Origin of the sequence: Mesorhizobium sp. M8A.F.Ca.ET.161.01.1.1, from assembly GCF_004792105.1 — a bacterium.
GTDB lineage: Bacteria > Pseudomonadota > Alphaproteobacteria > Rhizobiales > Rhizobiaceae > Mesorhizobium.
In genome coordinates, this window is sequence record NZ_SRTD01000003.1 from 184,095 (window position 1) to 204,586 (window position 20,492).

Genomic DNA, 20,492 nt, shown 5'->3' on the forward strand with positions numbered 1-20,492 from the left:
AGAACAAGGAAGTTTCGATGTCCATCCTCGCCCCCTTCGTTTCCAAGCCCATGGACATCGAGAAGGACTGGATCGACTATAACGGCCATCTCAACATGGCCTATTACAACGTGCTGTTCGACCGCTGCTCGGACGAGGCCTTCGAGGCGATGGGCATGGGCCTGGACTATGTGAAAGAGCGGCGGCTCACCATCTACACCGCCGAAGTCCATGTTTGCTACGTGCAGGAGTTGCACCTGGACCACAAGGTCATAGTCTCCTTTCAACTCATCGACCATGACGAGAAGCGGCTCAGGGCCTACCAGGAAATCCGCCATGTCGACGGCTGGCTCGCCGCCACGTCCGAGACCCTGTCGCTGCATGTCGACATGTCGGGGCCGAAGGTGGCGCCCTTCCCGGCCGATGTGCTGGCCAGGATCGAAGCCATGCGCGCCGCCCATTCGGTGCTGCCAATGCCCGAACGCGCCGGGCGCTCGATCGGAATCAGGCGCAAGCAGGGCTAGGGCAAATTCGAGGACGGAACGACTTCAAAGCCACACCCGCGAACCAAAATCGCCGGCCCCCTCAAATCGACTGGCGCCAGCGCTTGAAGCGGTCCTGGACCCACATTAACCTTACCGAGGTTTTAACGGGAACAAGCCAATTGAGCCGTTGAACGACTCAGCGGAGCGGTCGAAAACGTCCGCACCAGGGTTGTTTACGGGCGGCGGGGCGAAGCCGGTTCGAGGGACGTGCATGAAGACCGACATCAAGGTCGAGGTGGATAGGCTGGCGGCCGATCCGCGCATATCAGACTATGATTTCTGGCGTTCGCTCAAGAATGTCGACAACGAGATCTTTCACATCGCCAACAACAACGAACCGATCCCATTCGACATGATTCGCTGGCGCAGCATCCTGAAACGCGCCCGCCTGAAGCGCGGCCACGCCTGAGGCAAGCGATTTCGATCGCCGTCTGGCGCTGACATTTTTCTCAAGCAACATCTCACCGAGATCAAACCTGCCGCTTGATCGCCGCCAGCGGCGAGCGCGCGATCACCGGCGACGACTGGATGATCGCCGTGTTGGTCATCGCATGGGGGATGATGCGATCGATCACCCGTTCGAGTTCGGCCACCGAGCCGACATGCGCCAGCGCGATGAAACAGTCTTCGCCTGTCACCCGGTCGCATTGCGCGATCTCGGGCAGGGAGCGGATGATCTCGGCCACGACCGCCAATTGCCCCGGCACCGGCCGGATGCGCAGCCATGCCGACAGTTTCAGGCCAAGCGCCGCGGGATTGATTCTGACCGAATAAGCTTCGATCACGCCGTTCTCCTGCAGCCGCTTGAGGCGCTCGGCCACACTCGGCGCCGACAGGCCGACCGAGCGCGCCAACTCCGCCGTGCTGATGCGCGCGTCCTCTTCCAGCAAGCGCAATATTTTCATGTCGGCGGCGTCGAGGTCGACGCTTTCGCTTCGAAGGCGTTTCATGGAAAAATCCTTGCTTCCGGGAAAGAAATGACCGGACTTGCTGCTCATCGTCCATATAAACCGGAAAGATCGCCTGCGATACTGCGCCGATGGATGACCAGGCGCAAGTCCCGACTGCCGGTCGCGATGCCACCAGGCCTGCTCTTGCCGGCCCCGACCGCCTGGCGACGAGACTGCCGCCGCACGTCTGGTTCGGTGTCAGCGCCATCTTCCACTATCTCGGGCCGGCCTTCGCCGTATTGCTTTTCCCGCATGTCGGCGTGCTCGGCATGGCGTGGCTGCGCATCGCCACCGCGGCGCTGATCTTCGCGCCGCTGACGCGGCCCTGGCGAACCTTCGTCGGAACCGATACGCGGACGCGCCTGTTGTTGCTGGCCTTCGGCGCTTGCCTGGCGGTGATGAACTGCTCGTTCTACCTGGCGCTCGACCGCTTGCCGATCTCGCTGGTGGCCGCGATTGAATTCGTTGGCACCATCGGCATTGCGCTGGTCGGCCTCAGGAGCACCCGCAATCTGGTCGCTCTTGCCATAGCCGTCACCGGCACCTTGCTGTTGACCGACGTCAGATGGTCAAGCGACCCGATCGGGCTGTCCTGGGCCTTCCTCAACGGCGCGCTCTTTGTCGGCTACATCATGCTTGGCCACCGCGTCGCCCGCACCGGCGCCGCCGACGGCATCGCCGGCCTGGGTGCCGCCATGGCGGTCGCTTTGGTCGTCGTGCTGCCGATCGGCTTCACCGACGCGCTGCCCGCCTTCTTCTCGCCGCCGCTGCTCATTGCCGCCGTCGGCGTCGGCATCTGTTCCTCGGTCATACCCTATGCCTGCGACCAGCTCGCCATGGCGCGGTTGCCGCGCTCGAGTTTCGCGCTGATGCTGTCCCTGCTGCCGGTCACCGCGACACTGATCGGAGTCGTGGTGCTGCGTCAGATCCCCGGTCCGGCCGACTGCATCGGCATCGCCCTGGTGGTGGCCGGCGTCGCCTTCCACAAGCCGGCCTCCGCCGGCTAGTCGAGAAATCCCTTTCCTCCCAGTCGGTTGCAAAAAGCATCCGTTGGTTCCCACCTGCGTCGAACTGCGACAGGCCGTTCGAGATTGAACCAAATCCGACTTTGAGCCGTTGTCTCCCACGAAAAATGGCTTGGAGCGACGCGATGGACTGGAAAAAGACCAGGGAACCCGCCGACGCATGGCACATGACCGACGACCTTCATGTCGAGCAAGGCAAGGGCGACCCCTTCGCGGCGGCCATCCGTGCCACGCGGATGTCTATGATCATTACCGATCCGCGCCGGCAGGATAATCCGATCGTCTTTGCAAACGACGCCTTCCTGCGCCTGACGGGATACGAGCGCCATGAAGTTATCGGCAAGAACTGCCGCTTCCTGCAGGGCCCCAAGAGCGACAAGGCCGCCATCGCAGAGATACGCGCCGCGATCGAGAACGAGACCGATCTTAGCGTCGATATCCTGAACTACCGCAAGGATGGTTCGAGCTTCTGGAACGCGCTCTACATAAGCCCTGTCTCCAACGACAAAGGCGAATTGCAATTCTTCTTTGCTTCCCAGCTCGATGTTTCAGACCGCAAGCGTTCGGAACATCGCATCACCGCGGACAAGGATCGCTTCGAGAAAGCCGTGAGGGAACGTACTGCGGAACTCGAGGCGGCGCTCGAGGCGCAGACCACGCTGCTGCACGAGGTCGATCATCGCGTGAAGAACAACCTGCAGATGATCTCCTCGCTCATCCTCATGCAGAGCCGGGCCGCCAGTGACGAGAATTTGAAGCGCTCGCTGGGCACGATGCTGGAACGCATAGAGGCGCTCAGCACCGTGCACCGCCGGCTCTACCAATCCAAGGACGTCAGCAAGTTCGATGTCTCGGATTTTGCCAGGGATCTCGTCTCCGAGCTGCTCACGGCTTCGGGACGCTCGGAAATCAATCCGAAACTCGATCTCGAGTCCATCATCATCCCAGCCGAGAAGGCAACGCCGGTGGCATTGATGGTGAACGAGCTCCTCACCAACGCACTCAAGCATGCTTTCAAGGAAGGGCCGGATGGCACGAGATCGGGCAGCATCGGCATCAAGATGAGCCAGCCAGACGGCCATTTGAACATCGAGGTCTCGGACGACGGCGTCGGCATGGCGGATGCCAATGGCGACGCCTCCTTCGGCATGCGGCTGATCAAGTCGCTTGCACGCCAATTGCGCGCCGACATCGAGTGGCGCGATGCCGGTCCCGGCACTCGCGTTGTCATTTCGATGCCCAACGGACCACAGCACAAAGGGAACCTGTCATGAATGAGCCTCTCAAGGTCCTGATCGTGGAGGATGAGGCCTTGCTGGCCATGGAGCTGGAAAGCCTTGTCCAGGACGCCGGCCACAGTGTGGTGGGCTGGGCGACATCCCTGGCCGAAGCAAGGGAGGTGGTTGATTCGACGCGGGCCGACATCGCCTTTGTCGACATCCACCTCACCGACGGCCCGACCGGCATCGATGTCGCCGAATATATCGACGACAGGAAGAACTCAATGGTCGTTTTCATGACCGCAAACCCGAAGCGCATTCCCGACCATTTCGCCGGCGCGATCGGGGTCATTGCCAAGCCCTACACGGTCCACGGGGTGACTTCGGCCCTGCGCTATTTGCAGGAAGGCGTGCGGCGCCCGCCGCCGACATCGGAGCGACCGGCGGGCTTCACCTTGTCGCCGGCTTTCGAGACGGTCTGGGCGCCGGGAAGGTGACGACGATCAAGCCAGCTTCTGCTTGAGGAAAGCGACGGTCCTGCCCCAGGCGAGATCGGCCGCCTTCTTGTCGTAGCGCGCCGCCGAGGTGTCGTTGTTGAAGGCATGGTTGGCGCCTTCATAGACATAGACCGTGTATTCGACATGCGCGGCGTCGAGCTCCTTCTTGAAGGCATCGATCCCGGCATTGGTGCGCTGGTCGAGGCCGGCATAATGCAGCAGCAGCGCAGCCTTGATCTTAGACGCGTCGGCGGCGTTCGGCTGCATGCCGTAATAGGCGACGCTGGCGGCGAGGTCGGGCGCATTGACGGCCAGCATGTTGGCCGTGCCGCCGCCCCAGCAGAAGCCGATGGCGCCGACCTTGCCGTTGCCGTCCTTGTCGGCCTTGAGAAAGGCGACCGTCGCCACGCCGTTGGCCACGGTCTGCGCCGGGTCGAGTTTCCCGAACATGTCGCGCGCCTTGTCCTCATCGGCGGGCGTACCGCCGAGCGGCGACAGGAAATCGGGCGCGAGCGCCACGAACCCTTCCAGCGCCACACGCCGGGCGACGTCGCGGATATGCGGGTTGAGCCCCCTGTTTTCATGAATGACGATGACGGTGCCGAGCTTGCCGGCCTGGTTCGCCGGCTTGACCAGATAGCCCTTCATCTCGCCGCCGCTGCCGGGATAGGTGATGTCCTCGCCTTTCACGCGGACATCGTTTTCGGCGACAATCGCCGCCTGGGCGGAGTTCGCCGCCAGCATCGGCGCGATCGCGGCGGCCGCGGCACCCGATCCGGCAAGCCTGGTCAGTTGCTCCATGAAGCGACGGCGATCGAGCGTCAGATGGGTGTATTCGTCATAGGCGTCGATCATCGCCTGGGTGATGACGGGCTTGGTGGTGACGTCGGTCATGGGCTTCCTCGATCTCGGTGTCTTGACTTCGGTTTCCTTGCCGTCCGCAAGATAGGGGCGAGCCTGTCATCGTCCACTGGACGGTGACACCTCGCCGCCTCCAAGACCGCCAGCCAGGCCGCTGAAGATCATCACGTTTTTGTCATCGGTGAAAAATCTTGATGGCGCTGCCACAATAGTGGGGGAAACTGGCTGGCCGGCCGCTTTTGGCGGTCACGGTAGAGCAATTCCAGGAAAAGTGCGTAGCGGTTTTCCCGGGAGAAGCGCGCAGCGCTTCCCCTTGGGAATTGCGTAAAACAAGAAGTTAGAGTGGGGCAGAGGTTCTATCAAACTCTGAACCGCTCTAGGCCCGATCTGGAAGGAACAATGCCGATGACCATGACCTCGCCGATGCTCGCAACAGCTTTCATGGTTGCGACCGCCGTTCTGGCGATGCGCGCGGCCGTTGTTGCGGCGAGCCGCAAGTCCATGGTCAAGGTACGCAGCCGCCAGCGCCATCCGGCAAACACGAAAAACCCAAGGTTGAGGTGAAGTCATGGACGTCCAGGACATCGTGAACACCGTCTCGCAGAAGGCCGGTCTCGACCAGGCTACGACCGAAAAGGTCGTCGGCACCATTTTCTCGGTCCTCGAGCATGAGGCGGAAGGCACCAGCGCCTCCTCCTTCTTCGCCAAGATTCCGGGCGCCGATGCGCTGGCGCAGAAATACGACGTCATGGCCGCCCCGGCCGGCGGCGGCGGCTTCCTGTCCTCGCTGCAAGGCGCGCTTGGCGGCGTTCTCGGCGAGAAAGCCGGCGCGCTGGTCAACGGCCTCGCCGCGCTCAAGGCATCCGGCCTCGACATGGCGCAGATCCAGAAGGCAGGCGAGACGCTGGTCCAGCAGGCCGAGGCAGCCGCCGGCCCCGATTTGACCAACCAGGTGCTCGGCTCGGTGCCCAGCCTGAAGAGCCATCTGGGGCTCGGCTAAGACGGCGACGCCGGCCGCCCGGTCGAAGGCAGAAAAACGTCCTGCATTGCGACGCTTTGCTGACCATGGCTGGCGCTGCCCCTCACCTGCCTGCCGGCATCCTCTCCCCGTATAGTGACGGGGAGAGGGGCGCTGTCATCGCCGATTTCGCTAATCCCCAATGATGCAAGAAGGCGCCGCGGTTGCGTCCAGCCCCTTCTCCCCGTCACTATACGGGGAGAAGTGCCCGGCAGGGCGATGAGGGGCGGCGCTAGCGTCGCGAAAACTGGACCCCGCCCCTTACTTGGGCAGCGCGTAGGCCATCACATAATCGCCAGGCTTGGTGCCGACCGAGCCGTGGCCGCCGGCAACGATGACCACGAACTGGCGCCCGTCCGCGACCGTATAGGTCATCGGCGTCGATTGCCCTCCGGCGGGCAGCCGCGCCCGCCAGAGCTGCCTGCCTGAAGTCAGGTCATAGGCGCGCAGATAGTCGTCGACGGCGGCGCCCAGGAAGGCGACACCGCCGGCCGTGATCATCGGCCCGCCGATGCCGGGCACCCCGACCTTCAGCGGCAACGGCAGTGGCGTCATGTCGTAGACGGTGCCGTTGCGATGCTTGTAGGCGATCTGTCCGGTCCTCAGATCAACCCCGGCGACATAGCCCCAGGGCGGCGCCTGGCAGGGGATGCCGAGCGGCGACAGGAAGGGTCCCATCACCACCGCATAGGGGGCGCCCTCATTGCGGTTCAGCCCCTGTTCGCTGCCGCGCCCCTCGTCCGGCGGCGGCACCTGGTCGCGGGGGATGAGTTGTGACTTGAATGCCAGGTAGGTCGGCATGCCGAACATCACCTGCCGCACCGGATCGACCGCTACCCCGCCCCAGTTGAAGGTGCCGAAATTGCCGGGATAGATCAGCGAGCCCTGGACGGAAGGCGGCGTGTAGCGGCCTTCATAGCGCAGGCCCTGGAATTCGATCCGGCACGCCAGCTGGTCGAACATGGTGATCCCCCACATGTCGGCGCCGGTCAGCGGCTTCGGCATGAAGGTAAGATCGGAAACCGGCTGCGTCGGCGATGTGTGATCGCCTTCGATGGCGCCGCCCGGCGCCGGCACTTCGTTCACCGCGATCACCGGCTCGCCTGTGCGCCGGTCGAGCACATAGAGGTCGCCCTGCTTGGTCGGCCCGACCAGCGCGGGCACGACGGAACCATCGGCCTTGGTGATGTCGACCAGGCTCGGCTGCGCCGGCACGTCCATGTCCCAGAGGTCATGGTGCACGGTCTGGCGCACCCATTTCAACTGCCCGGTGTTGAGGTCGAGCGCGGTGATCGAGGAAGAGAATTTCTCGACATTGGCGCTGCGGCCCATGCCGAGCTGGTCCGGCGTCTGGTTGCCGAGCGGCACATAGAGCAGGCCGAGCTTTTCGTCGGCGCTCGGCGTCGACCACATGTTGGGCGAGTTGGCGGTGTAGGTCTGGCCGGCCGCAAGCGGCGTCGTCTGGTCCGGATTGCCGGAATCCCAGTTCCATAGCAGCTTGCCGGTGCTCGCATCATAGGCGCGAATGACGCCGGACGGCTCCTGCGTTGAGTAATTGTCGTTGACCGCGCCGCCGACGATGATCTTGCCGCCCGCGATCAGCGGCGCCGAGGTCGAGTAGTAATAACCGGACTTCGGATACGGCATGTTGGTCAGCAGATTGAGCGTGCCGCCCTCGGCAAAGGCTCGGCAAACCTGCCCGTTGGCGGCGTCGAGCGCTATCAGCCGCGCATCCGAGGTCGGCAGATAGACGCGCGTCGCGCAGGGCTGACCGGCGGCGCCCGCGGCATCGGCATAATAGGAGACGCCACGGCAGGTCTGGTGCTGCCGGTCCTTGTCGAGCTTGATCTTGGGATCGTAGCGCCACTTCTCCTTGCCGGTCGCCGCATCGACCGCGATGGCGAAATTGTGCGGCGTGCAGATATAGAGCGTGTCCCCCACTTTGAGCGGTGTCACCTGGTAGGTGGTCTCGCCGACATCGTCCGGACCCTTCACGTCACCGGTGCGGTAGGTCCAGGCCGGCTGCAGATTGGCGACATTATCCGGTGTGATCTGGTCGAGCGGCGAATAGCGCTGGCCGAACTGCGTGCGCCCGTAATAGTGCCATTCGCCCGCCGGCACATCGCCGCCGAGATTGGCGTTGGGTATCACCTTGTCGGTGTCGAGCGCGCCGCCGATGTCCTTCGGGTCCGTGGTCATCGAATAGCCGGCCACCGCCAGCGATGCCAGCACGGCGAGGATCAGTGGCGCGCGGCCGTCCGGACCGGCAAGGCCCCGCCGCGCCCACGGCGTCAGCAGCCACAGCGCCACCAGCACGATGATGCCGCCGCGCGGGCCGAGTTCCCACCAGTCGAAACCGGTTTCCCAGACCGCCCAGGCAAGCGTGCCGAGCACGATCGCCGCGTAGAGCCAGAGCGCCGTGGAACGGCGCCGGTAGAGCAGCCAGGCGGCGACCAGGAAGGCGAGAGCGACGATGATGTAGTACCAACTGCCGCCCAGCGAAGCCAACCAGATGCCGCCGGCGCCAAGCGCCAGGCCGATGAGGAAGAGGACGAGGGAGGTGATCGTGACAGCCAAGATGATACTCCTTCGACTGTTGCGCGCATGGTGCGGCCCTAGGCAACCCGGCATTGCGTGCTGCCCCATACGCAACTTTCTCCCGACCGCCGCGCCTGTCAAGCGCAGGTCAAGGGTCCGCGGCGGCAACCTTGTCCCCCTGCGGTTGTTCACAACGCCGGCCGCCATATCGCTCGAGTGGCCGTATCAGGCACTTTACCGGAACAAAACGTAGACAGTTCTGGTCTTTCCCTCCCGAATCACTACATTCGGGGGAGATGTCCGGCTTTTCCGAAGACATGCCCTTTTTCGACGAACCCAATGCGCGGCCCACGGCCCCGTCGGGCATTGCCGCGCGCGCCATGGCTGCCCGCGGCGGCCAAAACAATGCGCCCGACTATCTCAGGGGGCTGAACCCCGAGCAGCGGCTGGCGGTGGAGACCACCGAAGGCCCGGTTCTGGTGCTGGCGGGCGCCGGCACCGGCAAGACCCGCGTCTTGACCACCCGCATCGCCCACATCCTCGCCACCGGCAGGGCCTTCCCCTCGCAGATCCTGGCAGTGACCTTCACCAACAAGGCCGCGCGCGAGATGAAGCAGCGCATCGGCATCCTGATCGGCGAAGGCAATGTCGAGGGCATGCCATGGCTCGGCACCTTCCACTCGATCGGCGTGAAGCTGCTGCGCCGCCATGCCGAGCTTGCCGGCCTGAGATCCGACTTCACCATCCTCGACACCGACGACGTCGTGCGCTTGATCAAGCAGTTGATCCAGGCCGAGGGCCTGGACGACAAGCGCTGGCCCGCAAAACAGTTCGCCCAGATGATCGACGGCTGGAAGAACAAGGGCCAGGGTCCGGCCGACATCGCCGAGGGCGATGCGCGCAGCTTCGCCAACGGCAAGGGCCGCGAGCTCTACAAGGCCTATCAGGAGCGTCTGCAGACGCTCAACGCGTGCGATTTCGGCGACCTGCTCTGCCACCCGATCCGCATCTTCCGCGCCAATCCCGATGTGCTGAAGGACTATCACCGGCGCTTCAAATACATCCTCGTCGACGAGTACCAGGACACCAACACCGCCCAGTACATGTGGCTGCGGCTGCTCGCGCAGCGGCCAGGCGGGACGCAACCACCACGAAGTGGCTCTCCGGGTGGTCGCGTTCCAAATCTTTCCGGAGTTCCGGATAGAACGGAGGCGGGTAGCTATAGACCGGCAACTCCGAAGGATGAATCGGCAGTTCCGGCCGAAGGCCGCAAGCCCGACCGGGCGTCCGAGCCGTTGCGAGGCCCCCGCGGAGGGCCCGCGCCGGCAGGCGCGGAACAGCCCGTGAGCGATAACAAAGTTAACATCTGCTGCGTCGGCGACGACGACCAGTCGATCTATGGCTGGCGCGGCGCCGAGGTCGACAACATCCTGCGTTTCGACAAGGATTTTCCCGGCGCCACCATCATCCGGCTGGAGCGCAACTACCGTTCGACCGCGCACATATTGGGCGCCGCCTCCCATCTCATCGCCTACAATGAGGGCCGTTTCGGCAAGACGCTGTTCACCGACCGCAACGATCCCGAGGATGGCAAGGTCAACGTCCACGCCGCGTGGGATTCGGAGGAAGAAGCCCGCGCCATCGGCGAGACCATCGAGGCCTACCAGCGCCAGAAGCATAATTTGAACGACATGGCGATCCTCGTGCGCGCATCCTTCCAGATGCGCGCCTTCGAGGATCGCTTCATCACGCTCGGCCTGAACTATCGCGTCATCGGCGGCCCGCGTTTTTACGAGCGCATGGAAATCCGCGACGCACTGGCCTTCTTCCGCGTCGTCGCCAACGGCACCGACGACCTCGCCTTCGAGCGCATCGTCAATGTGCCCAAGCGCGGCCTGGGCGAAGCGACCATCCGCCAGATCCACGACACGGCGCGCGGCATGCGCATCCCGATGCTGGAGGCGGCGGGCACGCTCGCCGAAAGCGACGAGTTGAAGCCGAAACCGCGCGCTGCGCTGCGCGAGGTCGCGGCCAATTTCGAACGCTGGCAGAAGGCGCTGGAAACCACCCCGCACACCGAGCTCGCCGAGACCATTCTCGAAGAGAGCGGCTACACCGACATGTGGAAGAACGACCGTTCGGCGGAAGCCCCCGGTCGGCTGGAGAACCTGAAGGAACTGATCCGCTCCATGGAGGAGTATGAATCGCTGCGCTCCTTCCTCGAACATGTCGCGCTGGTCATGGATGCCGAGCAGAATGCCGGGCTCGATGCCGTTTCCATCATGACGCTGCACTCGGCCAAGGGCCTCGAATTCGAGACCGTTTTCCTGCCCGGCTGGGAGGAAGGCCTGTTTCCCCATCAGCGCGCGCTGGACGAAGGCGGCCGTTCGGGGCTCGAGGAAGAGCGCCGCCTCGCCTATGTCGGCCTGACGCGGGCCAAGAAGAACCTGCATATCTGGTTCGTCTCCAACCGCCTCATCCACGGCCTCTGGCAATCGACCATCCCGTCGCGCTTCCTCGAGGAACTGCCGGAAGCCCATGTCGAGGTCGCCGAAGCCGGCAATTCCTACGGCGGCTACGGCAATCCCTATGGCGGCGGCTCATTCGCGTCCGGCCGTGGCGGCGGCCAAGGGGCAGGAAGACAGAACCCGTATGGCGCCTCGCGCTTCGACAATATCGGCGGCAATTCGGGCGGCGCGGAAAAATCCGGCGCCTTCTCCAACACCTATTCGACGCCGGGCTGGCAGCGCGCGCAGGCCAACCGAACCGAGGCGACCGACCGCAACTGGGGCACCCGCTCGGGTCATCAGGTCGAGCGCATCGGCTATGGCGAGACCGACTCCGGCTACGGCGCCGGCCGCACCAGCGTAAAGGGCCGCACCATCGACGGCGAACTGGTCGCCAAATCCGTCTCCGACACGCCGTCGGCCTTCAGCGTCGGCGACCGCGTCTTCCACCAGAAATTCGGCAACGGCAACATTGCGGCCATCGAAGGCAACAAGCTGACCATCGACTTCGACAAGGCCGGCCAGAAACGCGTGCTGGACGGGTTTGTCGCGGCGGTGTGAGTTGGGGCCGTAGCTTTGACAAGAAGCCAGCGAAGCCGTTCAATCCACCTTCTTTTCGCCCCGCTCACCGGCCTTCACGATATCCCCTGTCGTAAACAGGATTTCCTTCAGTTCCGCGCGCCAGTCGGTCTTCTGGCGCAGCAGGAATTCGAGGTCCATGCCGAAATGCTTGAACTCCTCGCTCTGCGCGTTCTTCATGATCGCCTTGGCTTGCGGGTCCTTTTCCACCGACATGCGCTGTTCGTACCAGCCGATCGCTTCCGCCTCCTCGATCAGCGAGGCGATCATGCGGGCGAAGGTGCGCACTTGCTGCGACAGTTCTTCCGGCGGTTCGTGATACTGGTCGAAACCCATGTCGTCCTCCATTGGCCATCCCCATGAATGTCTGGGGAATGCCGCCGGTTCCGCATCATCGCTGCAATTCCGCCAAGGCCCGCTCCAGCGGCGCCGACGAAATCTGGATCGGGCCGGAGAACGCCACATCCATGTCCAGGATCAGGTAGATCGCCCCGGCAATCAGCGCGGCCGAGACCATGAAGGTCGCGGCAGTGATCGCATTCCTCGGCGCCCTGAACCCGAAACTGGCGAAGATCAGCGCCAGCCACGTAACCAGCATGACGATCAGCGGCCAGGGGATCGTGCCCTCCGACTGCTCGATCAGCACCCAGCGCAATTCCAGCACTTTCTGCAGGCGCTGACGGGCGTCCTGCAAGACGGAGGCGCGCGCCGCGTCGGCCGGCGGCAGCGCGCTCAGCCGCGTGCCGATCTCCGTCAACAGATGTTCGGACAGCTCGTTGCCGGCGGCAGGCGTCTCGTCGCCCTGCATGGCATCGGCCACCACCCCCTGCACATAGGCAACCAGCGGCTGGCGCACCGTTTCGGTTTGCGGTCCGTACTGGCGCAAGGTCCTGTCGAGCAGGATCAGCTCCGTCGCATAGGCATGCACATTGTGATCGATCGATTCGAAGGTGTTCTTGGCCGAGTTGATCATCAGCCCAAGCATCAGCGAGGTCATCACTCCGAACAGATTGGCGGCGAGCCGGACCACTGCATTCGTATCGTCGTCGCGATGCCTGACCGGCATCCTGGGCCAGACCGCCATGGCGGCGAAAGCTGCCCCCGCCAGGCACAGGAAGATCACCATTGCGATCGACGCTTCGCGCATGCCGCTCATTTCTGCACGAGACGCACGAATTGCCAATGGCTGCTGGAATTGAGCCAGCTTCAGACCTCTTGGTGCGCGTTTGCCGGCCTTCAGGAAACCGGTGCCGCTCCACCTTCTTCGGTGCGCCGGGCGATGAACGCGTCGAGCACGCCTGACGTGGCGGCGGCCGAAGCGGGCGGCTCGAAATCGGCAAGGATGCGTTTCCAGACGCCGGTGGCGCGTTCGGTGGCGTTCTTCGAACCGCTTTTCGTCCAGTTGCCGAAATTCGACCAGTCGGCCACCAGCGGCTCGTAGAAGGCGGTGCGGTAGCGCGCCATCGTATGGCCAGCCGAGAAAAAGTGGCCGCCCGGCTGCACTTCGGCGATCGCCTCGAAGCCAATTGCGTCGTCGTCGCCGGGCGTCGCGGCGCAGAGTTCGGCGACCGTCTGCAGCGCCTCGATATCGGTAACCAGCTTTTCCAGGGAAACACTCAAGCCGCCTTCCAGCCAGCCGGCCGCATGGATGCAGACGGTGGCGCCCGACAGCACCGAGCCCCAAAGCGCGAACTGCGTCTCGTGCGCCGCCTGCGCGTCCGAAATGTTGGCCGCGCTGCCGCCGCCCGAGCGCCATGGCAGACCGGTGAAGCGCGCCAGTTGGCCCGCGCCCAGTGTGGCCTTGACGTGCTCCGGCGTGCCGAAGGCCGGCGCGCCCGATTTCATGTCGACATTGGAGGAGAAGGAACCGTAGACCACCGGCGCGCCCGGCCGCACGATCTGCGCCAGCGTCAGCCCGGCCAGCGCTTCGGCATGCTGCAGCGTCAGGGCGCCGGCCACCGTGATCGGCGCCATCGCACCGGCCAGGCAGAACGGCGTGATGATCAGCACCTGCCCCGCCTTGGCGAAATCGATGATGCCTTGCGCCATCGGGATGTCGAGCTGGCGCGGCGAGTTGGTGTTGATGACGGTGTAGCAATGCGCGCCCGAGCGGAACTCGTCTTCGGACAGCCCGCGGGCCAGCCTGATCATCTCGAAACTGTCATCGACCTGCGGCGTGCCGCGCGCGAACACGAACGGGAATTTGTCCGACAGGGTCAGCTGCGCCCGATTGACGGCATAGTGGCGAAAACGATTGTCGATGTCCTGCGGCTCGATGCACGGCCCCAGCATGTGCAGGACATCGAAATGCTGCACCAGCTTGATGAGTTCCTCGAAGGCGACCAGCGTTCCGGGTCGCCGGCCGCGGTCGAGATCGGTGACGTTGGGCGCGCCGGAGCCCGCCAGGAATGTCATCGAACCCAGTTCGAGCAACAGATCGCGAGCACGCGCGCCTGCATTGGCGTGGATCGATCGCGGCGCCGAGGCCAAGGCTGGCATCACCATGTCGCGGCCGATGCGCACCATGTCGGTCTCGGGATCGACCAGCGCGCCGGCGCGGGCGAGCACTTCGCGCGCCTGCGGCAGCAGCACCTTGATGCCGAGCTCTTCCAGCACCCGCAGCGCCGTGTCGTGGATCGACGCCACCTGGTCGTCGGAAAAGATCGGCTGCGGGAGGAATGGATTCTTCAGCGACCGGTAATTGGGCTTGCGGCTGGATTCGCTGCCCGCCTCGCCGGTGCGTCCGCGCCGGCGTTCGCGCCTGCTGTCTCGTGCCGCCTCATCGATCATCGGAAGTTCCTCCTCATTGCCGCATCGCCTTGCCCTGGGGATCATAGGGCGAGGCAGAGATGACCCGCGCAGGCCGTTCGACGCCGACAATGTGTACCGAAAGCGCCGTCCCCTCCCCGGCGAAATCGTCGTCCACCAACGCCAGCGCGACGCTCTTGCCGATCGTGTAGCCAAATCCGCCGGAGGTGACGAAGCCGACGCGCCGGCCGCCATGCCAGACCGGCTCGAAGCCGCTGGCATCGGCATCGACGGCGTCGATCTCCAGCGTCACGATCCGCTGCGCGGCGCCGGCGTCTCGTTCCTTCAGCGCCGCGTCGCGGCCGACGAAATCGCCCTTGTCGAAGGCGATGAAACGATCGAGCCCGGTCTGGCCGGGCGTGTAGCCCTGCGTGAATTCGCGCGACCAGATGCCGAAGCTCTTCTCCAGCCTGAGCGCATTGAGCGCGTAATAGCCGATCTCGGCCAGGCCGAGGTCCTCGCCGGCGGCAAGCAGCGTTTCGCGCAATGTGGCGTGCATGGTCATGGGGCAGCTGATCTCGAAGCCGAGTTCGCCGGCGATGGAGAGACGGGCAACCCGCGTGTGCACCATGCCGACATCGAACGCGCCGCAGGCCATGAACGGCAGCGCCTTGCCCGACACGTCCTGATGCGTCGTTCGTTCCAGGATCTTGCGCGCATTCGGTCCGGTCAGCAGGAATCCGCTCATCACATCCGAAATGTCGGTGACCGTGACGCCTGCTCCCGCGTGGCTCTCGAACCAGCGCAGGTGAAATTCCCGGAGATAGTAGGAGCCCATCAGCCAATAGTCGCCGCCGCCCCAGTTGATGACGGTGAGATCGCCCTTCAACCGCCCGTCCGGCCCGAGCATCGGCGCCAGCCGCGCCTGGCCGGCTTTCGGCAGCCGGCAGGCGAGCAGCCGGTCGAGCCACGCCTCGGCGCCCGGCCCTGAAATCGCGTAGCGCGAATAGGCCGAGATATCGATGAGGCCGGCGGCACGGCGCACCTGCAGCGCTTCGTCGCCGACGATGTCGAAGGCGTTGGAGCGCTTGAGCGTCGTGTTCTCGCGAAAACCCATCGGCGCGAAATAGGCCGGGATTTCCAGCCCCCAGGAGGCCGTCCATTCGCAGCCGGCAGCAGCCATCCCGTCATAGGCGCCGGGGCGTTTCAGTGGCCGGCCCGCCGGCAATCGCTCATTGGGAAAGGTCATGACGAAGCGGCGTGAATAGAACTGGCGCGTCGTCTGCCTGAGATATTCGCGGTTGGCGGCGAAGGCGCCATAGCGGGCGATGTCCATGCCGAAGATGTCGGCCTGCGGCTCGCCATAAATCATCCATTCGGCCAGCGACTTGCCGACGCCGCCGCCCTGGCTGAAGCCGGCCATGACGCCGCAGGCGACCCAGTAATTTTTCAGGCCGCGCACCGGACCGACGATCGGATTGCCATCGGGGGTGAAGGTGAAGGCGCCGTTGACCCATTTGCGAATGCCGGCCGTCGCCAGGCAGGGAAAGCGTTCATGCGCCTTGGCGAGTTCCGGGCTGATGCGGTCGATGTCTTCCGGGATCAGCTCGATGCCGTAGTCCCACGGCGCGCCGTCCATGTTCCAGTGCTTCGGGTTCTGCTCGTAAACGCCGAGCAGCACGCCCTTGCGCTCCTGGCGCAGGTAGGAAAAGCCGTCGAGATCGACGGCGAGGCCGATCTCCCGGTCGAGCGCCGCGATCTCGGGAATGTCCTCGGTGACGAAATAGTGATGCTCCATCGGCGTCACCGGCAGGTCTACGCCAGCCATGCGGCCGAGCTGCTTGGCCCACAACCCGCCGGCGTTGACGACATGCTCGGCAACGATGGTGCCCTGCTCGGTGACGACATCCCACTGGCCGTCGGCGCGCGCCTTCAGCTCGACCACGCGGTTACGCAGGATGACATCGGCGCCACGCTTCTTGGCAGCACCCGCATAGGCATGCGTCGTGCCGTAGGGATCGAGATGACCTTCGTTGGAATCGTGCAGGCCGCCGAGCACGCCGGTGACGTCGACGATCGGGCAGATCGCCTTGATCTCGTCGGGCGTAACCAGCCGGGCGGTCTCAATGCCAACCGATTGGAACACCGCCCACGCCGATTTCAGCCACTCCCAGCGCGCCGGATCACTGGCGATGTTGACGCCGCCGGTCATGTGCAGCCCGATATCCCAGCCGGATTCGGCCTCGATCTCGCGGTAGAGGTTGATGGTGTAGTCCTGCAGCGCAGCGACATTGGGATCGGCGTTGAGCGCATGGAAACCGGCCGCCGCGTGCCAGGTCGAGCCGGCGGTCAGTTCGGCGCGCTCGATCAGCGCCACATCGCTCCAGCCGAACCGCGTCAGGTGGTAGAGCACCGAGGCGCCCACCACGCCACCCCCGATGACAACTGCGCGGTAGTGCGACTTCAAGGCTTCCCTCCCGGTCTGTCAGTGGCGGCACCATATACGCACTGTACATAAGTGTCTAGTGCACGGAATGCTGCGGATGGGCGATCAACAATCTCATGCCGTCCCAGCGTTTTCATCGGCACTTGGAGATCGCCGCTGGTCGGCCCCGCGCACTGTCACGCAAGCATCATGTTGACGCCTTAGATCGCTCTCGGGGAGGCATGCGCGGCATCATCGATGCGGCACCTCTTTCCGTTTGTCCTTCGGCCGCTCCGGCATGCTTCGTCACAAAGAGGATTGTCCATGAAACATTTGCACCGAACCGCCTCGCTCGGCGTCGCGCTGGCCTTGTTCACCGCTCTCAACCCGGCGCTTGCCGACGGCGTGGCCTACGTCAACAAGGGCCTGGTCGGCGTCGGCCGCATCCCGGCCGACCAGCGCGACAAGTTCGGCGAGACCTTCGGCTCGGGCTCCGGCATGGCGATCGACACATCCGGCTGGACGCATGATGCGGGCACCTACAAGGGATCGCTCTGGCTCCTGCCCGACCGTGGCTACAATGTCGCCGGCACCACCGACTACCGGCCGCGTCTCAACATCATCGGCATCGAGTTCACGCCTGTCGCGCCAGGCGCTGCTCCCGCCGCCGGCCAGGAGCAGACGGGCGTCAAGGCGACGCTTGCCGACACCATGCTTCTCACCGACGACAAGGGCGCCGATGCCACCGGCCTCGATCCACTGTCGGATGTGCGCCCGGCCGCCGGCGACATGCCGATGCTGCCCGTCGCCACCAACGGCAAGCTCGCCCTCGACAATGAGGCTATCGTGCGGCTGCCCGACGGTTCGATGTTCATCTCCGACGAGTACGGGCCCAACATCTACAGGTTCTCCGCGCAAGGCCGCCTGATGTCGGCGACCCAGCCGCCGGCGGCCCTCGTGCCGATGCGCAAGGGGGCGCCGAACTTCTCCTCCGACAATCCCGGCCCGGGCGCCGCCGACCCTGATCCGAAGGATCCCGAAACCGGGCGCCAGAACAACCAGGGTCTCGAAGGCATGGCGATGACACCGGACGGCAAGTTCCTGATCGCCGTGCTGCAGTCGGCTCCGAGGCAGGATGGCGGCGATTCACCCTCGACACGGCAGAATACCCGGGCGCTGGTCTATGATGCCTCCGACCTCGCCCATCTGAAGCTCGCGCATGAATATGTCGTGCCGCTGCCGGTGTTCAAGGATGCCAAGGGCAAGACCAAGGTCGCCGCGCAAAGCGAGATCGTGGCGCTTTCGGACACGTCCTTCCTGATGCTGGCGCGCGACAGCGGCAACGGCCAGGGCTTGAAGAAGGGTGACGCGTCACTCTACCGCCAGATCAACATCGTCGACCTTTCGGGCGCGACCGACATCGCGGGCGGCGCGTTCGACGCCGCCGACAAGCCGGTCGCGCCCAAGGGCGTGCTTGATCCGTCGGTGACCCCGGCCAAGCTGACGCCGTTCATCGACATCAACGACGCCGGCGAACTCGGCCGCTTCGGCCTGCACAATGGCGGGGCGAAGGACCACAATGAGCTCTCGGAAAAGTGGGAAGCGATGTCGGTCGCGAGCATCCTCGATCCGAAGCTGCCCGACGACTATTTCCTGTTCGTCGGCAACGACAATGACTTCCTCGCCCAGGACGGCTTCCAGGTCGGCGCCCCCTACAAGGCCGATGACGGCGCCGATGTCGACACCATGCTCCTGGTCTATCGGGTGACGCTGCCGGGTCTCGGCAAGAAGTAACGATCACCTCACAAACGGGCGCGCCTGGCGCGTCCGCTTGTGCAGGTTGTGGAGGCTTACTTCAAGAACTCGGCGTCCTTCGGCACGCCCGCATCGATCGGCTCGGCCGTCCTGCTCGACACGGCCATGATCTTGCCGGCGGCCGACAGGTTGGGCCGCACGAAGACCTGGGCGGGCTCCGTTGACCCGGCTGTCGAGGTCGATGATGTCCCATCATGGCGCGAACGCCTTGGACCGTCCGCCTACATCGACCTGTCCGGTTGAATCTGCGATCATCGCGCACTGGACTCGAGATAGGCCTTAGTTATGGACGAAAAAATGCCCGCGCGTCGGCGCACCGGCGACCTGACCAGCGGCCCGATCCCGCGCACGCTGCTGCTGTTCGCCCTGCCGGTGCTCGGCTCCAATGTGCTGCAATCGCTGAACGGCTCGGTCAATGCCGTCTGGGTGGGCCGATTCCTCGGCGAATCGGCGCTGACCGCGACCTCGAACGCCAACCTCGTTCTGTTCCTGATCCTCGGCACGGTGTTCGGCATCGGCATGGCGGCCACCATCCTGGTGGCGCAGTCGGTCGGCGCCCGCGACCTGCCCGAGGCGCGCCGCATCGTCGGCACCAGCGCCACTTTCTTTTTCCTTGTTTCGGTGGTGTTCGCGGTCTGCGGCTGGATCTGGGTCGATGCCATCCTGGGCGCGCTTGGCACGCCGGCCGACGCCTTGCCGCTGGCGCGCTCCTACCTGCGCATCATCTTTGTCGCCGTGCCGATGATGAACCTTCTGTCCTTCGTCATGACCGTGCTGCGCGGTGCCGGAGATTCCCGCACGCCCTTCATCTTCATGGCGCTGGCGGTGGTGCTCGACATTGTGCTCAATCCCCTGCTCATCCGCGGCATCGGCCCGTTTCCCGAACTCGGCATCGCCGGTTCCGCCACCTCGACGCTGATCGGCCAGACCGTGAGCGTCATCGCCATCCTAGTCGTGCTCTACGCGCGCAAGCATCCGTTGCGGCTGGCCGGCGCCAATCTCGCTCTGCTGCGCCCCGATCCGGCGCTGCTGCGCATCGTCGTCTTCAAGGGCGTGCCGATGGGCCTGCAGATGATCGTCATCTCGGCGGCGGCGCTGACGGTGATGGGCATCGTCAACTCCTATGGTTCGCAGGTTGCCGCCGCCTACGGCATCGCCGCGCAGCTCTGGACCTACATCCAGATGCCGGCACTCGCCATCGGCGCCGCGGTCTCTTCGATGGCGGCGCAGAATGTCGGCGCGGGCCGCTGGGACCGGATCGGCCGCGTTGCCGCCTCCGGCGTCGGCTTCAATCTCGTCCTGACCGGCGCCCTCGTCGCGCTGCTATGGGTCTTCGACCGCTCGATCCTGGGCCTGTTCCTGAGCAGTGACAGCGCCGCCATCGATATCGCTGCCCACATCAACACGGTCGCGTCCTGGTCGTTCATCCTGTTCGGCATCACCATTGTGCTGTTCGCCACGGTGCGCGCCACGGGGGCCGTGATGCCGCCGCTGATCATCCTGGTGATCTCGGTGCTCGTCGTGCGCACCGGCTTCGCCTATTACATGCGCGGCGTGATCGGCGAGGAAGCGCTGTGGTGGAGTTTCCCGGCCGGTTCGATCGCCTCGCTGGTCCTGGCTGCGGCCTACTACCGCTTCGGCGGCTGGCGCAGCTTGCACATGATCGAGAACAGGCCGGCTGCCGGCGAACCGCCCGACACCGGCCTTGGCATGCCGCGCCAGCGCGCGAACATGACGCCTGAAACGCCGCGCGGGTGAAGCACGGCTGCCGGCCAGTTGACGGCT

The 20,492-nt window shown here is 64.7% G+C and carries 18 protein-coding genes; 11 read left to right on the forward strand and 7 right to left on the reverse strand.

Translation table 11 applies throughout. From position 1 onward, the window contains the following. The first annotated feature begins 17 nt into the window (after positions 1–17). Entirely contained in the window at positions 18–503 is a 486-nt protein-coding gene (locus EN804_RS09575) for a thioesterase family protein (RefSeq protein ID WP_127871660.1), read from the forward strand. 232 nt (positions 504–735) lie between these two features. Then, on the forward strand, positions 736–933 hold the full coding sequence (locus EN804_RS09580) for a hypothetical protein (protein WP_015317249.1): 198 nt from the start codon (positions 736–738) through the stop codon (positions 931–933). A 61-nt stretch (positions 934–994) separates the two neighbouring features. Here the strand turns inward: EN804_RS09580 and EN804_RS09585 are convergent, their stop codons facing one another. Next, entirely contained in the window at positions 995–1,474 is a 480-nt protein-coding gene (locus tag EN804_RS09585) for an Lrp/AsnC family transcriptional regulator (RefSeq protein ID WP_127277573.1), read from the reverse strand. An 89-nt stretch (positions 1,475–1,563) separates the two neighbouring features. Between EN804_RS09585 and EN804_RS09590 the strand changes: the two genes are divergently transcribed. The 3 genes from EN804_RS09590 (at position 1,564) to EN804_RS09600 (ending at position 4,216) form a co-directional block, all read left to right on the forward strand. Then, positions 1,564–2,481, forward strand: coding sequence for a DMT family transporter (locus tag EN804_RS09590; protein WP_135866452.1), 918 nt, complete (start codon positions 1,564–1,566; stop codon positions 2,479–2,481). 143 nt (positions 2,482–2,624) lie between these two features. After that, entirely contained in the window at positions 2,625–3,773 is a 1,149-nt protein-coding gene (locus EN804_RS38650; RefSeq protein ID WP_135866449.1) for a histidine kinase dimerization/phosphoacceptor domain -containing protein, read from the forward strand. After that, positions 3,770–4,216 (forward strand): response regulator, encoded by a 447-nt coding sequence (locus tag EN804_RS09600; RefSeq protein ID WP_127277581.1) that lies wholly within the window; start codon positions 3,770–3,772, stop codon positions 4,214–4,216. The genes EN804_RS38650 and EN804_RS09600 overlap by 4 nt, the downstream gene beginning before the upstream one ends. Before the next feature lie 6 nt (positions 4,217–4,222). Here the strand turns inward: EN804_RS09600 and EN804_RS09605 are convergent, their stop codons facing one another. Continuing rightward, a complete protein-coding gene (locus tag EN804_RS09605; protein WP_135866446.1) occupies positions 4,223–5,110 on the reverse strand; it encodes a dienelactone hydrolase family protein in 888 nt (295 codons plus the stop codon). A 372-nt stretch (positions 5,111–5,482) separates the two neighbouring features. Between EN804_RS09605 and EN804_RS37185 the strand changes: the two genes are divergently transcribed. Further along, positions 5,483–5,641 (forward strand): hypothetical protein, encoded by a 159-nt coding sequence (locus EN804_RS37185; RefSeq protein WP_167531372.1) that lies wholly within the window; start codon positions 5,483–5,485, stop codon positions 5,639–5,641. Between the two features lie 4 nt (positions 5,642–5,645). Next, positions 5,646–6,077 (forward strand): hypothetical protein, encoded by a 432-nt coding sequence (locus EN804_RS09610; protein ID WP_127277585.1) that lies wholly within the window; start codon positions 5,646–5,648, stop codon positions 6,075–6,077. A 279-nt stretch (positions 6,078–6,356) separates the two neighbouring features. Here the strand turns inward: EN804_RS09610 and EN804_RS09620 are convergent, their stop codons facing one another. Then, positions 6,357–8,672: a glucose/quinate/shikimate family membrane-bound PQQ-dependent dehydrogenase gene (locus EN804_RS09620; protein WP_135919258.1), complete on the reverse strand. Its 2,316-nt coding sequence runs from the start codon at positions 8,670–8,672 to the stop codon at positions 6,357–6,359. A gap of 257 nt (positions 8,673–8,929) precedes the next feature. Between EN804_RS09620 and EN804_RS09625 the strand changes: the two genes are divergently transcribed. Beyond that, the gene (locus EN804_RS09625; RefSeq protein ID WP_135919259.1) at positions 8,930–11,701 is read left to right on the forward strand and encodes a UvrD-helicase domain-containing protein; all 2,772 of its coding nucleotides are present in this window, start codon (positions 8,930–8,932) and stop codon (positions 11,699–11,701) included. Positions 11,702–11,740: 39 nt separating this feature from the next. Here the strand turns inward: EN804_RS09625 and EN804_RS09630 are convergent, their stop codons facing one another. From EN804_RS09630 to EN804_RS09645, 4 genes are all read right to left on the reverse strand, one after another. Further along, positions 11,741–12,055 (reverse strand): hypothetical protein, encoded by a 315-nt coding sequence (locus EN804_RS09630; protein ID WP_127871667.1) that lies wholly within the window; start codon positions 12,053–12,055, stop codon positions 11,741–11,743. A 55-nt stretch (positions 12,056–12,110) separates the two neighbouring features. Next, complete coding sequence (locus EN804_RS09635) at positions 12,111–12,866, reverse strand: DUF4239 domain-containing protein (protein WP_135919260.1); 756 nt, start codon at positions 12,864–12,866, stop codon at positions 12,111–12,113. 89 nt (positions 12,867–12,955) lie between these two features. Further along, the gene (locus EN804_RS09640; protein ID WP_135919261.1) at positions 12,956–14,509 is read right to left on the reverse strand and encodes a trimethylamine methyltransferase family protein; all 1,554 of its coding nucleotides are present in this window, start codon (positions 14,507–14,509) and stop codon (positions 12,956–12,958) included. A 13-nt stretch (positions 14,510–14,522) separates the two neighbouring features. After that, the gene (locus tag EN804_RS09645) at positions 14,523–16,934 is read right to left on the reverse strand and encodes an FAD-dependent oxidoreductase (RefSeq protein ID WP_135919262.1); all 2,412 of its coding nucleotides are present in this window, start codon (positions 16,932–16,934) and stop codon (positions 14,523–14,525) included. 282 nt (positions 16,935–17,216) lie between these two features. Between EN804_RS09645 and EN804_RS09650 the strand changes: the two genes are divergently transcribed. From EN804_RS09650 to EN804_RS09660, 3 genes are read left to right on the forward strand one after another with little or no spacing between them, the layout of a single operon-like run. Beyond that, entirely contained in the window at positions 17,217–18,686 is a 1,470-nt protein-coding gene (locus EN804_RS09650; protein WP_135919263.1) for an esterase-like activity of phytase family protein, read from the forward strand. 39 nt (positions 18,687–18,725) lie between these two features. Then, positions 18,726–18,950: a hypothetical protein gene (locus tag EN804_RS37190; protein ID WP_189524478.1), complete on the forward strand. Its 225-nt coding sequence runs from the start codon at positions 18,726–18,728 to the stop codon at positions 18,948–18,950. Between the two features lie 54 nt (positions 18,951–19,004). After that, positions 19,005–20,465 (forward strand): MATE family efflux transporter, encoded by a 1,461-nt coding sequence (locus EN804_RS09660; protein ID WP_246693403.1) that lies wholly within the window; start codon positions 19,005–19,007, stop codon positions 20,463–20,465. Positions 20,466–20,492 lie beyond the last annotated feature (27 nt).